Source organism: Oerskovia sp. NPDC060287 (genome assembly GCF_042726775.1).
Lineage (GTDB): Bacteria > Actinomycetota > Actinomycetes > Actinomycetales > Cellulomonadaceae > Oerskovia > Oerskovia merdavium.
The window spans coordinates 1-11692 of the sequence record NZ_JBHXBO010000135.1; the positions used below are offsets into that span (position 1 = coordinate 1).

Below are 11692 nucleotides of genomic sequence, written 5' to 3' on the forward strand. Positions count from 1 at the left end.
GCTCTTCGTATGCTCCGCCGCGGCGCCGTGCGGTTGACAACGCTGTCATCGGTGCAGGATCGTTCTTCACGACGCTGCACCGTCGCACCCTCTCACCTGATCTGGAGCTCCCATGCCGCACCGGTCCCCCCACGTCCTCGTCGTCGGCGAAGCCCTCATCGACGAGGTCCGACGCGCGGACGGCACGACCGACGAGCACCCCGGCGGCAGCCCCGCCAACGTCGCGCTGACGCTCGGGCGCCTCGGCCGCGAGACGCGCCTCGCGGCGCACCTCGGCCAGGACGCACATGGCGAGACGCTGCGCGCCTGGCTCGCCGACTCGGGCGTCACGCTCACCCCGGGGTCCGACGGCGCCACCGCCACGAGCGTGGCGCGAGCGGTCCTCGACACGTCGGGGGCCGCGACGTACGACTTCGCGATCACCTGGGACGTGGCCCCCGGGACCAAGGCCGACGACGCGACGATCGCCGTGCACACCGGGTCGATCGCTGCCGTGCTCGAGCCCGGTGCGAGCGCGGTCCACGACCTGGTGCTCGCAGCACGCGAGCGCTCGACCATCACCTACGACCCCAACGCCCGCCCCAGCCTCATGGGGACGGCCGAGGCCGCGCTCGCCCGGATCGACCCGCTCGTCGCGGCCGCCGACGTCGTCAAGGTCAGCGACGAGGACGTCGAGTGGCTCCACCCCGGCGCCGACCCGGTCGAGGTCGCCCGGACCTGGGCCGCGCGAGGGCCCGCGATCGTGGTCGTGACGTTCGGCGGCGAGGGTGCGGTCGCCGTGTGCTCCGGGGGCGAGGTCCGCGTGGCCGCTCCGCGCGTCGAGGTCGTCGACACCGTCGGGGCCGGCGACACCTTCATGGGGGCGCTGATCGACGGGCTCTGGGAGCGGGACCTCCTGGGAGGGGACCGACGCGAGGCGCTGCGTGCGATCGACCTCGTGTCGTTGACCGAGGTGCTCGAGCGGTGCGTCGCGGCTGCGGCGATCACGGTCTCGCGTGCGGGCGCGAACCCGCCGCGGCGTGCGGAGCTCGTGGGGCGCTGAGGGCCCCCTGGACAGGCCGCCCCGTCGACCCGAGGATCTCCCCATGGATCCTGAGCAGCTCGTCGCCTATGTCCGGACCCACCGAGACGGCGTCGTCGCGACGCTCGGTCCGGACGGGAGCCCTCAGGCGGCCTACCTCGCGCTCACGGCGACCGACCAGGGCGAGCTGGTCTTCGATGCCCGCGAGAGCTCGCGGAAGATCACGAACCTGCGCCGCGACCCCCGCATCGCCGTGACGGTCGGAGGGGACGACGGCACCACGCTCCAGTGCGAGGGGGTCGCCGACCTGCCGGAGGGGACGGACCGGGAACGGTGCGGCGCTGCGTACGCCGGGACCTTCCCCGAGTTCGCCGGCTCGCTCGAGCAGGACGGGATCGTGCTGGTCCGGGTCCGGCTGACGTGGAGTCGCTTCGGCGACTACCGGGAGTGACCGACCGCGGTCGGCCGAGGACGACGCGCGTCACCCTGGCGGGAGAGTCCGTCCCCCCACGAGCAGCGCCCTCCCCGGCCGCCACGCCAACCAGCCCCGACGTGCGATCACGCCGCCCCGATCGCCTCCTCCACCCCCAGCTCGAGCAGCAGCCGTCGCCGGAAGTCGCCGAAGCCCGGCACCCCGCGCCGGCGAGGCCGGTCGAACGGCACCTCGAGCTCGACCCCGACCTTCCCGTCCTGGAGCACGGCCACCCGGTCGGCGAGCAGGATCGCCTCGTCGACGTCGTGCGTCACGAGCAGCACGGCGGGCCGGTGCTCGTGGCACAGCTCGGCCACGAGGGCCTGCATCTTGATGCGGGTCAGGGCGTCGAGCGCCGCGAACGGCTCGTCGAGCAGGAGGAGGCGCGGGTTGCGCACGAGCGCCCGGGCGAGCGCGACGCGTTGGGCCTCTCCCCCGGAGAGCGTCGTGGGCCAGGCGGCCTCACGGCCCCCGAGCCCCACCTCGGCGAGCGCGGCCGAGGCCGCCGCGCGCCGGTCGCGCGTGGAGCGCTGCCCGAGGATCACGTTGGACCCCACGCGCTTGGACGCCACGAGCCGGGGCTCCTGGAACACGACGGTGCGCTCGGCGGGGGCCTCGACGGTCCCGGAGTCGTGCTCCTCGAGCCCCGCGAGGATGCGCAGCAGCGTCGTCTTGCCGCTGCCGCTGGCCCCGAGCAGCGCGACGAACTCACCGGGCCGCAGCGTCAGCGAGAAGTCGGCGAGGATGGTCCGGTCGCCGTACGACTTCCCGACGTTCTCGACCACCACGGTCGGCGCCTCGGGGTCCTGCAGGGTCTGGGCGCTCATGGCTTTCTCCCGAGTCGCTTGTAGGGGAGCAGGACGCGTTCGAGGAGCCGCACGACCAGGTCGACCGACAGCCCCCACACCGCGTAGATCAGCACGCACACGACGAGCACGTCCATCTGGAAGTACTGCTGCGCGGAGACCATGAGGAACCCGATGCCGCGCGGCGCGTTGGACATCTCCGCGACGATCAGCGCGAGCAGCGACACCGACAGCGAGACGCGCAGCCCGACGAGGACCGACGGGATGGCCTCGGGCAGGATCACGTGCCGCACGAGCCCCAGCCCGCGCAGCCCGAACACCTTGCCGGCCTCGAGGATCTTGCGGTCGACGTTGCGCACGCCGCTGTGGGTGTTGAGGTAGAGCGGGAACAGCGCCGCGGCCGCGATGATGATGATCTTGGGCCGTTCGTCGATCCCGAACCAGAGGATGAGCAGCGGCGCGATCGCGAGGAACGGGATGGTCCGCAGCATCTGGAGCGTGGGGTCGAGCAGCTGGTCGCCCAGGCGGAACAGCCCCGCGACGACGCCGAGCGTGAGCCCGAGCAGCCCGCCGACCGCGAAGCCCACGGCCACGCGCCCGAGCGAGACCGACAGGTTCTCCCAGAGCACGCCCGTGCTGACGAGCTCGACGAACGCCGAGCCCACCTGCCAGGGGGCGGGGAACTGCTTCTCGTCGATCCAGCCCTGGGCCGAGCCCAGGAACCAGAGTGCGAGGATCGCGGTGGGCACCGAGGCACGCAGCAGGACGTCGCGCGGTGATCGCCGCTTCCTCCTGCCCGACGACGTCGCACCGGCCCGCGCCCCGGCAGTCCCCGGGGCGGCGGCCTGCACCGCACCCGCGGCTGTCGCTGCCCCCACCGGGGACGCCTCCGCGCGGGCGCGCGACGTCGTCGTGCCGGTGGTCACTCGACACCCCACGTGCTGACGTCGAACGCCTTCGGGGCGGCCCCGGAGCCGACGAGGAAGTCGAGCGTCGACTGCACGGTCTTGAGCCCGTCCGGGTCGATCGCCTGCGTGCCGTACTGCCAGAGCTCGGCCTCCTTGACCACCTCGACCGGCGAGCCCGTGGCCTCGAAGACCCACTGCGCGTAGGCGTCGTGGTCGGCCTCGATCTTGGCGACGCCGGCCTCGGTGACCTCCCAGACCGCCGCGGCGAGCTCGGGGTTCGCCTCGTAGGTCTCGCGCGAGGTGAGGGAGACGCTCGTCGCGAGCAGGTCGGGGTCGTCCACGCTCGCCTTGGACAGGACCGGGAAGTCGTTCTGCAGGCGCCAGATCCCGGCGGTGGTCGCGGGCACCGGGACGGCGTCGATGTCTCCGCGCTGGAGCGCGGGCAGGGCGTCGGCGAACAGGAGGTTGACGAGCTCGACGTCCTCCAGGACCCCGGCGCGCTCGAGGACCGCGCGGCCGTACTTGTCGAAGTTGGAGCCGAACTGGAGCCCGACCTTCTTGCCCGCGAGCTGGTCGATCGTCGTGACGCCGCCGGTCTTGGTGAGGAACCAGATGTCGGAGGACGGCTTGGCGATGACGAGCGCCGGGACGTCGAGGCCGCTCGCCCTGGCCTGGGTCGCGGGGGTGTCACCGATGAAGCCGACCTGGATGTCGCCCGTCTGGAGGGCCTGGACGACGGGTGGCCCGTTGTTGAACCCGACGAACCCCTCGTACTCGTAGCCGTGCTCGGCGAGGATCTCGTCGGCGATCCCGGTCTCGACCGCGTACCCGAACGGCCCGGTCGCGACGGGCGTCTTGCCCGCGACGCCGTTCCACGGGCCGCCCGTGGTGAGGGGGGCGAGCTCGGCTCCCGCGCTCGCCCCGTCGCCCGACGGCGTCGCCGCCTCCGACGTGGAGCAGGCCGCGAGCGCGGCGACGAGGGCGACGGACGCCAGGGCGGCGAGGGTGCGGTTCCGGCTCATGAGGGGGCTCCTTGGGGGTGGGTCGTGGTGCTGTCGGGGTGGGTGTGGTCGGGGTGGAGGCCGGGCTGTGCCGGGGCGAGCGCGGCCGCGCGGTGGTAGTCGACGTCGGAGGACAGGACGGTCGGAGCCGGCACGTCGACCAGCACGCCCCCGGTCTCGGCCGGCGCGTCGGCCCCGGCGCTCTCGCCGCCACCGCTCCCCCGCGGTGCCCGCCGCCACCCGACCCGGTCCCGGTACAGGCCCAGGAGGTCACGGTCGAGCAGGTCGGCCTCGTCGAGGAAGGGCGAGCCTGCGGGCTCGGGCGTGCGCGACGGGGACACGAAGATCGCATCCTCGGGGCAGTAGGCCTCGCACTGGAAGCAGGTCTGGCAGTCCGAGTGCCGCGCGATGGTCGGTACCCCGCCGTCGACGGACTCGAAGACGTTGGTCGGGCAGATCCGCACGCAGATGTCGCACGACGTGCAGCGCGCGGCGTTGAGGATCTCGATCACGACGCCTCCTCGGTCCGGGTCGGTGCGGTGGTGGTGGTCAGGGCGGTCGCCACGGCGCCCACCGGGCGGCCGGACCTCGTCTCGGCGCCCAGGGTGACCGGGTAGGGCGCACCGGCCGCGCCCGTCACGGGCGGCTCGGGGTCCGGCAGGACCCACAGGTCGCGCAGCCCTCCCGTGAGCAGGCGCCGGGCCTGTTGCGGGTCGGTGTCGGGGAAGTCGGTGCGCGTGTGCATGCCACGGGTCTCGGTGCGGTGCAGCGCGGTGCGGTTGGCCCACCGCGCCATCGCGAGCATCCCCGCGGTCTCGCGCGTGCGGATCGCGGTGGCGCCGCGCGCGTCCGGGGGCACGAGCTCGGTGCCCGCGCGGTCCCACAGGTCGTCGAGCGTGTCGAGCGAGCGCACGAGCCCCTGGTGGTGGCGGAAGGCCGACTTGTCGATCGGGAGCATCTCGTCGCGGACCGCGGCCGTGATCTCCCGCCACGCCCCTTCCCCTGCCGGGGCCGAGCGCGGGAGGCGCGCTCCGTCGTCGGGCCGCAGACCCACCGTGCCCGTGGGCTCGAGGCGCTGCCCGCGCGACGACGGGTCGCGGTCCGCGGCCAGGGTGGCCGCCGCCCTGCCCGACCACGTACCCGACGCCACGGCCCACGCCAGGTTGGGGCCGCCCGCGCCGGTCGCCGCACCGACCACGCGGTCGCGCGCCGCGACGTCACCCGCCGCGAACAGGCCCGGGACGCCGGTCCACGCGTCGCGGTCGAGGACGTGGATCCCGCCCGTACCGCGCACCGTGCCCTCCTGGACCCAGTCCATGGGGAAGCGCTCGGTGAACGGGTCGACGCCCAGCTTGTCCGTGACCATGAAGAAGTTGGGCATGGCGGCGCGCAGGGTCGGGCGGACCTCGGGCGGGAACTGGGTGAACTGGGCCGTGATCGTGCCGCGCAACGAGGCGCCGAGCAGCTCGGCGCGGCTCTTGTGCAGGTTCTCGTAGGCGATGGGCACGCCCTCGTGGTCCCAGTAGGAGGCGGTGACGAAGAAGCCGTTCTTGTCCATCGAGGTGCCGAACGGGACCATGCCGTAGAAGTTGGAGAACTCCATGCTCGACAGGTGCGCGCCCACCTCGGCGGCCATCAGGTGGCCCTCGCCCGTGTTGACGTCGCCGCCCAGGGAGTGGGACTTCCAGGTGGTGCCGCCCGTCGCGAGCACGACGGCGCCGCTCGCCACGCGCCAGGCACGCCCGGTCTGGCGCTGATAGCCCTGGGCGCCCGAGACGACGCCCGCACCGTCGACCAGGAGCTCGAGCGCGGGGCTGTGGTCGAGGACCGTGACCCCGTTCTTCTTGACCTTGCCGCGCAGGAAGCGCAGGTAGTCGGGGGACGATCCCGAGAACGACCGCTCGCCGGGGCGGCGCGCGAAGGGGTTCGGCGCGGGGGCGGTGCCGCGGGCTCCGCCGGCTGCCGGGCGCGAGCGTCGCGTGCGCTCGTACCCCCAGCCGTCGATCAGCGCGGTGCGGTGCCAGGCCTCGTCGAGCACGTCGTTGGTCCAGTCGCGGTCGGTGAGGTAGCCGCCCTGTTCCTCGCGCGGCGTGATCTCCTCGTCGCGGCGGTCGGCGTCCGGCGGGACGAGCCAGTGCCCGACGCCGGCCGTCGCCGCGACGCCGCTCGTGCCGCAGTAGCCCTTGTCGACCAGGACGACGCTCGCGCCCTGCTCGGTCGCGGCGATCGCGGACCACGTCGCGGCCGGGCCCCCGCCGATCACGAGGACGTCGGCGTGGAGGAGCAGGTGGTCGGCCGAGTCCTCGACGAGCGTGGGACGGGGGGCGCGCTGCGTGGCCCGTGGCCTGGGCGAAGGCAGGTTGGCGGACGCGGCTAGCGCGCTGGAGGGCGCAGAGGTGGGCACAACCATGAGGGGTCGCTTTCGGGGGCCGCGACCTGGTCGCGGGTGCACGGGGCGCCGGTGTGGGGTCGGCGCAGGGGCTGTGTCGTCGGGTCAGACGGGACGACAGCGACAGCCCGGCGCGTCGGCGCTGAGCGCAAGGTGCGCGCGGTGCGTCGGCTCGGTGTGCATGAGAGCGACGGTAGTTGAACTGGACCGAAACGGTCCAGATTGGGCTGGTGGCTGAGACAAGGTTGCGCAGTGTTAACGCGGTCAACGCGCAGGTGTTTAACCGGTTGAACACCTGGCGGGGGGAGCGGCCCTCAGACTCCACCCCCGCGCAGCTCGACCTCGGCGCCGAACGGGCGCGTGACCCAGGCCTCCGAGTCCCCCACGAGGTGCGCGACGTCGTCGGGCAGCTCGCCCGACGCGATGTCCGCGATGGTGACGTGCTCCAGGACCGAACGCATCGCGACCCGCAGCGCGACCCACGTCTGCTGGAGAGCCGCCGCCGACGGCGCGTACGACGTGTCCTCGGGCTGGACCCCCGCGACGTTCGCGAGCGGACCGTCGATCGCGCGGATGACGTCCGCGACCGCGATACGCGCCGGGTCCGCCGCGAGATGGAACCCGCCGTCCGCACCGCGGCGGCTCTCGACCAGACCCGACCTGCGCAGCTGGTTGAGGATGCCCAGGAGGAACGACCCCGGGATGCCCTGCGCCTTCCCGACGCGCTCCGCGGTCACGAAACCCTCGTCGTAGGCGACGGCGAGCTCCACGCACGCGCGGACGGCGTAGTCGATCTTGGCGGTGATGCGCATGGGCACAGTATGCCGAGGCCCTGTTTCGGATCCCGCAGGATTATCGGGTGAAGTGACGAACGCGATGCCGGACGACCTCCGGTTCGGCCCCCGGGCCCTGCTCGTGCGATGGTGCAGCGGTGACTTCGTACCGGGTGAGCCTCGTCGTCGGGATGCTGCGTCCAGGCGCGTCCCCGGAAGCCGTGCTTCCTGCGGCGGCCGCCGCGGCGCGCGAGCGGACCGAGGTCGAGTCCTACGACCTGGGGATCGTGAGCGGCGAGGCCCGCGTCACGGTGCGCTACCTCGCCGAGGACGACGACGAGGCCGCCGAGACCGCACGCGCCGTGCGTGCCGCAGCGGGAGCCCTCGTCGAGGTGAGCGGCGCGGTCTTCACCCGACGCTACGGACCGAGGTGGCACCCCGTGCCGGGCGGCATCCACCGCTGACCTGCACGTCCGCCGCCACACCCCGCTGCGCTGGGACCCGCCTTCTCACGAGACGGACGGGGAGCGGACCCACCCCGGGCTCGGACGCGCTCCGCGCGGGGAGACCGTAGGTTGGACACATGCTTGCCGCCTACGTGACGCACTTCGACCAGCAGGACCCGCTCGCAGGGCTGACCGTGGGAGACCTGCCCGCGCCCGAGCCCCGGGAGAACTGGTCCGTGGTGGACGTCCGGGCCGCGAGCCTGAACCACCACGACCTGTGGTCGCTGCGGGGCGTCGGGCTGCGGACCGAGCAGCTGCCCATGATCCTCGGCACCGACGCCGCGGGCATCGCGCCCGACGGGACCGAGGTCGTCGTCCACGGTGTGATCGGCGCCGACGGTCACGGGGTGGGACCTTCCGAGTCCCGGACGCTCCTGTCGGAGAAGTACGCCGGGACGCTCGCGGAACAGGTCGCGGTCCCCACCAAGAACCTGGTCCCCAAGCCGCCCGAGCTCACGTTCGTCGAGGCGGCCTGCCTCCCGACGGCGTGGCTCACCGCCTATCGCATGCTCTTCACGGTCGCGGGGCTCGCCCCGGGCGACCGGGTGCTCGTGCAGGGAGCGGGCGGCGGGGTCGCGAGCGCGGCGACGCGGCTCGCGAGCGCAGCCGGTGTCGAGGTGTTCGTGACCTCGCGGTCCGCGGCCAAGCGGGCGCGAGCCCTGCAGCAAGGCGCCGCCGCGGTCTTCGAGCCCGGTGCGCGCCTGCCCGCGCGGGTCGACGCCGTGATCGAGACCGTCGGGCAGGCGACGTGGTCGCACTCGATGCGCTCGGTCCGTCCGGGCGGGACCGTGGTCGTCGCCGGGGCGACCTCGGGCGACGCGAACCCCGCCGAGCTCTCGCGCATCTTCTTCCAGGAGATCACCGTCCGGGGCGTCACGATGGGCTCGCGCGAGGACCTCGCGGCCCTGCTGCGGTTCCTCGCCCGGACCGACGTACGCCCCGTCGTCGACGAGGTCCTTCCCCTGTCCCAGGCCGCGGCCGGTCTCGCGAGGCTCGATGCCGGGGAGCAGTACGGGAAGATCGTGCTGACGACATGAGCGACGAGGCCGGGGGTGCGGCCGGCGGTCCGAGCGACGGCTCAGGTGCGACGCCGCCGGGCGGGGCGCGCGACGGCGAGCGCTCGGGGCCCCGGCCGGGCGAAGGCGGACGGGCCGAGCGCGGGCGCTCCGAGACCGACGAGGCCAGGACCGGCACGACGCCGAGCAACCGCCCCGCACCCCGGCCCCGTGACACCCGGATCGCAGGGTCCGCCGGCGACCAGGCGTGGACCGGTTCCGCGCGCATCGCCGCGGTCCGGCGGCGCACCCGAGCGGTGAGCTCACGGACGGTCTCGCTGGGCGCTCTCCGCCAGGCAGCTGAGATCATCGCGTCGCCGCCTGCCCCGGTGGCAGGTCGCGGCGGCTCGGTGGCAGGCGGCGGCACGGTGGCGGGCGCACGGAAGCCGCGCTTCCGGCCGCAGCGGGGTCGTTGGACCGAGGACGTCCTGGGGCCCGACTACCGGCAGCTCACGCTCCAGCTCACGCCCGACGACGAGGGCGAGGTCGTCGCGACGCTCGTCCGCTACGACCCGCCTTCCGAGGAGGCTGTCCGCCCGGCGCGAGCGGTGCTGTACGTGCACGGGTGGAGCGACTACTTCTTCCAGACCGAGCTCGCCGAGTACTGGCACGGTCAGGGGGCGGCCTTCTACGCCGTCGACCTGCGCAAGTACGGGCGCAGCCTGCGCCCGCACCAGACCCCGGGGTACATGGAGCATCTCTCCGAGTACGACGAGGACCTCGAGACGGCTCTCGCGACGATCCATGCCGAGCTCGGTGCGCATGCGTCCATCATGCTGCTGGGTCACTCGACCGGCGGGCTGACGGGTGTCCTCTGGGCGAACCGGAACCCTGGACGCTTGCGGGGGCTCGTGCTCAACAGCCCGTGGCTCGAGCTGCAGGGGTCGTCGACCGTGCGCACCGTGTCGGCGCCGGCGATCCGGCAGCTCGCGCGGTTCCAGCCCAAGGCTCCGCTGCCGAACATTGACGCGGGCTACTACGCCAGGACGCTCCGCGACCTCGAGAGCGGTGGGTGGGAGTTCAACCCCGAGTGGCGTCCCGTGCCGTCGTTCCCTGTCCGCGCGGGATGGCTCCGGGGGATCATCGAGGGTCACGCGACGGTGGCGGCGGGACTCTCTGTGAGCTGCCCGATCATCGTCCTGACGTCGGATCGCACCATCATCAGCCCTCGCTGGAGCGAGGACATGCGTCAGGCGGACATCGTGCTGGACGTCGAGCTGCTCGCTCGCCGGGCCCCGCACCTGGGTCCGGTGGTCACGATCGCGCGGATCGCCGGCGGGATCCATGACCTGACGTTGTCCGGGCCGGCGCCGCGGGCTCACTTCTACCGCGAGATCACGAGGTGGCTCGCGGGATATGGATGGAGTTGAGCCGGCGTGGCCGTGAGAGCGGAACCATGAGGGCATGAAAATGCCCCGAGCGGGGTGCGGTTCGGGGCTTTCCCACAATGATTGTTCGGCGGCGTCCTACTCTCCCACAGGGTCCCCCCTGCAGTACCATCGGCGCTGTAAGGCTTAGCTTCCGGGTTCGGAATGTAACCGGGCGTTTCCCTCACGCTATGACCACCGAAACACTACGAAACACACCAGCAACCACAACCCACCAGAAGATGAGTGTGTGGTTGGTGTTCGTGGTTTCAGAACCAACACAGTGGACGCGAGCAACTGAGGACAAGCCCTCGGCCTATTAGTACCGGTCAACTCCACCCGTTACCGGGCTTCCATATCCGGCCTATCAACCCAGTCGTCTACTGGGAGCCTTACCCTCTCAAGGAGGTGGGAATACTCATCTCGAAGCAGGCTTCCCGCTTAGATGCTTTCAGCGGTTATCCCTCCCGAACGTAGCCAACCAGCCATGCCCTTGGCAGGACAACTGGCACACCAGAGGTTCGTCCGTCCCGGTCCTCTCGTACTAGGGACAGCCCTTCTCAATATTCCTACGCGCACAGCGGATAGGGACCGAACTGTCTCACGACGTTCTAAACCCAGCTCGCGTACCGCTTTAATGGGCGAACAGCCCAACCCTTGGGACCTACTCCAGCCCCAGGATGCGACGAGCCGACATCGAGGTGCCAAACCATGCCGTCGATATGGACTCTTGGGCAAGATCAGCCTGTTATCCCCGGGGTACCTTTTATCCGTTGAGCGACGGCGCTTCCACAAGCCACCGCCGGATCACTAGTTCCGACTTTCGTCCCTGCTCGACCTGTCAGTCTCACAGTCAAGCTCCCTTGTGCACTTACACTCAACACCTGATTACCAACCAGGCTGAGGGAACCTTTGGGCGCCTCCGTTACTCTTTAGGAGGCAACCGCCCCAGTTAAACTACCCATCAGACACTGTCCCTGATCCGGATCACGGACCCAGGTTAGACATCCAGCACGACCAGAGTGGTATTTCAACGACGACTCCACAACCACTGGCGTGGCCGCTTCACAGTCTCCCACCTATCCTACACAAGCCGAACCGAACACCAATATCAAACTGTAGTAAAGGTCCCGGGGTCTTTCCGTCCTGCTGCGCGAAACGAGCATCTTTACTCGTAATGCAATTTCACCGGGCCTATGGTTGAGACAGTCGAGAAGTCGTTACGCCATTCGTGCAGGTCGGAACTTACCCGACAAGGAATTTCGCTACCTTAGGATGGTTATAGTTACCACCGCCGTTTACTGGCGCTTAAGTTCTCAGCTTCGCCACACCGAAATGTGACTAACCGGTCCCCTTAACGTTCCAGCACCGGGCAGGCGTCAGTCCGTATACAT

At 71.4% G+C, this 11692-nt stretch carries 11 protein-coding genes and 2 rRNA genes; 5 read left to right on the forward strand and 8 right to left on the reverse strand.

Annotated features, from left to right (window positions below):
- Positions 1-112: 112 nt before the first annotated feature.
- A complete protein-coding gene (locus ACFWFR_RS12665) occupies positions 113-1042 on the forward strand; it encodes a carbohydrate kinase (protein WP_377623194.1) in 930 nt (309 codons plus the stop codon).
- 43 nt (positions 1043-1085) lie between these two features.
- On the forward strand, positions 1086-1472 hold the full coding sequence (locus ACFWFR_RS12670) for a pyridoxamine 5'-phosphate oxidase family protein (protein WP_377623195.1): 387 nt from the start codon (positions 1086-1088) through the stop codon (positions 1470-1472).
- Positions 1473-1579: 107 nt separating this feature from the next.
- On the opposite strand, the gene ACFWFR_RS12675 is transcribed toward ACFWFR_RS12670, so the two are convergent.
- From ACFWFR_RS12675 to ACFWFR_RS12700, 6 genes are all read right to left on the reverse strand, one after another.
- On the reverse strand, positions 1580-2320 hold the full coding sequence (locus ACFWFR_RS12675; RefSeq protein ID WP_377615436.1) for an ABC transporter ATP-binding protein: 741 nt from the start codon (positions 2318-2320) through the stop codon (positions 1580-1582).
- Complete coding sequence (locus tag ACFWFR_RS12680; protein ID WP_377623196.1) at positions 2317-3225, reverse strand: ABC transporter permease; 909 nt, start codon at positions 3223-3225, stop codon at positions 2317-2319. The genes ACFWFR_RS12675 and ACFWFR_RS12680 overlap by 4 nt, the downstream gene beginning before the upstream one ends.
- Entirely contained in the window at positions 3222-4229 is a 1008-nt protein-coding gene (locus ACFWFR_RS12685) for an ABC transporter substrate-binding protein (protein WP_377623197.1), read from the reverse strand. Before ACFWFR_RS12685 ends, ACFWFR_RS12680 begins: the two co-directional genes overlap by 4 nt.
- A complete protein-coding gene (locus ACFWFR_RS12690) occupies positions 4226-4720 on the reverse strand; it encodes a 4Fe-4S dicluster domain-containing protein (RefSeq protein WP_377623198.1) in 495 nt (164 codons plus the stop codon). The genes ACFWFR_RS12685 and ACFWFR_RS12690 overlap by 4 nt, the downstream gene beginning before the upstream one ends.
- Positions 4717-6618, reverse strand: coding sequence for an FAD-binding protein (locus ACFWFR_RS12695; protein WP_377623199.1), 1902 nt, complete (start codon positions 6616-6618; stop codon positions 4717-4719). Before ACFWFR_RS12695 ends, ACFWFR_RS12690 begins: the two co-directional genes overlap by 4 nt.
- Positions 6619-6911: 293 nt before the next feature.
- On the reverse strand, positions 6912-7409 hold the full coding sequence (locus tag ACFWFR_RS12700; RefSeq protein ID WP_377623200.1) for an RrF2 family transcriptional regulator: 498 nt from the start codon (positions 7407-7409) through the stop codon (positions 6912-6914).
- A gap of 119 nt (positions 7410-7528) precedes the next feature.
- Here ACFWFR_RS12700 and ACFWFR_RS12705 point away from each other — a divergent pair, with 119 nt between their 5' ends.
- From ACFWFR_RS12705 to ACFWFR_RS12715, 3 genes are all read left to right on the forward strand, one after another.
- Positions 7529-7834: a hypothetical protein gene (locus tag ACFWFR_RS12705; protein ID WP_191805831.1), complete on the forward strand. Its 306-nt coding sequence runs from the start codon at positions 7529-7531 to the stop codon at positions 7832-7834.
- Between the two features lie 119 nt (positions 7835-7953).
- A complete protein-coding gene (locus ACFWFR_RS12710) occupies positions 7954-8913 on the forward strand; it encodes a zinc-binding dehydrogenase (protein ID WP_377623201.1) in 960 nt (319 codons plus the stop codon).
- Positions 8910-10301: an alpha/beta fold hydrolase gene (locus ACFWFR_RS12715; RefSeq protein WP_377623202.1), complete on the forward strand. Its 1392-nt coding sequence runs from the start codon at positions 8910-8912 to the stop codon at positions 10299-10301. Before ACFWFR_RS12710 ends, ACFWFR_RS12715 begins: the two co-directional genes overlap by 4 nt.
- Before the next feature lie 83 nt (positions 10302-10384).
- Here ACFWFR_RS12715 and rrf read toward each other — a convergent pair.
- Both rrf and ACFWFR_RS12725 read right to left on the reverse strand, forming a co-directional pair.
- Positions 10385-10501: ribosomal RNA gene (gene rrf, locus ACFWFR_RS12720) — 5S ribosomal RNA — on the reverse strand.
- Positions 10502-10597: 96 nt separating this feature from the next.
- Positions 10598-11692 (reverse strand): 23S ribosomal RNA (locus ACFWFR_RS12725); the annotation flags it as partial.

Excerpts from the sequence above, each read along its gene's own strand:
- ACFWFR_RS12665 (WP_377623194.1), top strand. The coding sequence starts at position 113 with ATGCCGCACCGGTCCCCCCACGTCCTCGTCGTCGGCGAAGCCCTCATC.
- ACFWFR_RS12670 (WP_377623195.1), top strand. The coding sequence starts at position 1,086 with ATGGATCCTGAGCAGCTCGTCGCCTATGTCCGGACCCACCGAGACGGC.
- ACFWFR_RS12675 (WP_377615436.1), bottom strand. The coding sequence starts at position 2,320 with ATGAGCGCCCAGACCCTGCAGGACCCCGAGGCGCCGACCGTGGTGGTC.
- ACFWFR_RS12685 (WP_377623197.1), bottom strand. The coding sequence starts at position 4,229 with ATGAGCCGGAACCGCACCCTCGCCGCCCTGGCGTCCGTCGCCCTCGTC.
- ACFWFR_RS12695 (WP_377623199.1), bottom strand. The coding sequence starts at position 6,618 with ATGGTTGTGCCCACCTCTGCGCCCTCCAGCGCGCTAGCCGCGTCCGCC.
- ACFWFR_RS12700 (WP_377623200.1), bottom strand. The coding sequence starts at position 7,409 with ATGCGCATCACCGCCAAGATCGACTACGCCGTCCGCGCGTGCGTGGAG.
- ACFWFR_RS12710 (WP_377623201.1), top strand. The coding sequence starts at position 7,954 with ATGCTTGCCGCCTACGTGACGCACTTCGACCAGCAGGACCCGCTCGCA.
- ACFWFR_RS12715 (WP_377623202.1), top strand. The coding sequence starts at position 8,910 with ATGAGCGACGAGGCCGGGGGTGCGGCCGGCGGTCCGAGCGACGGCTCA.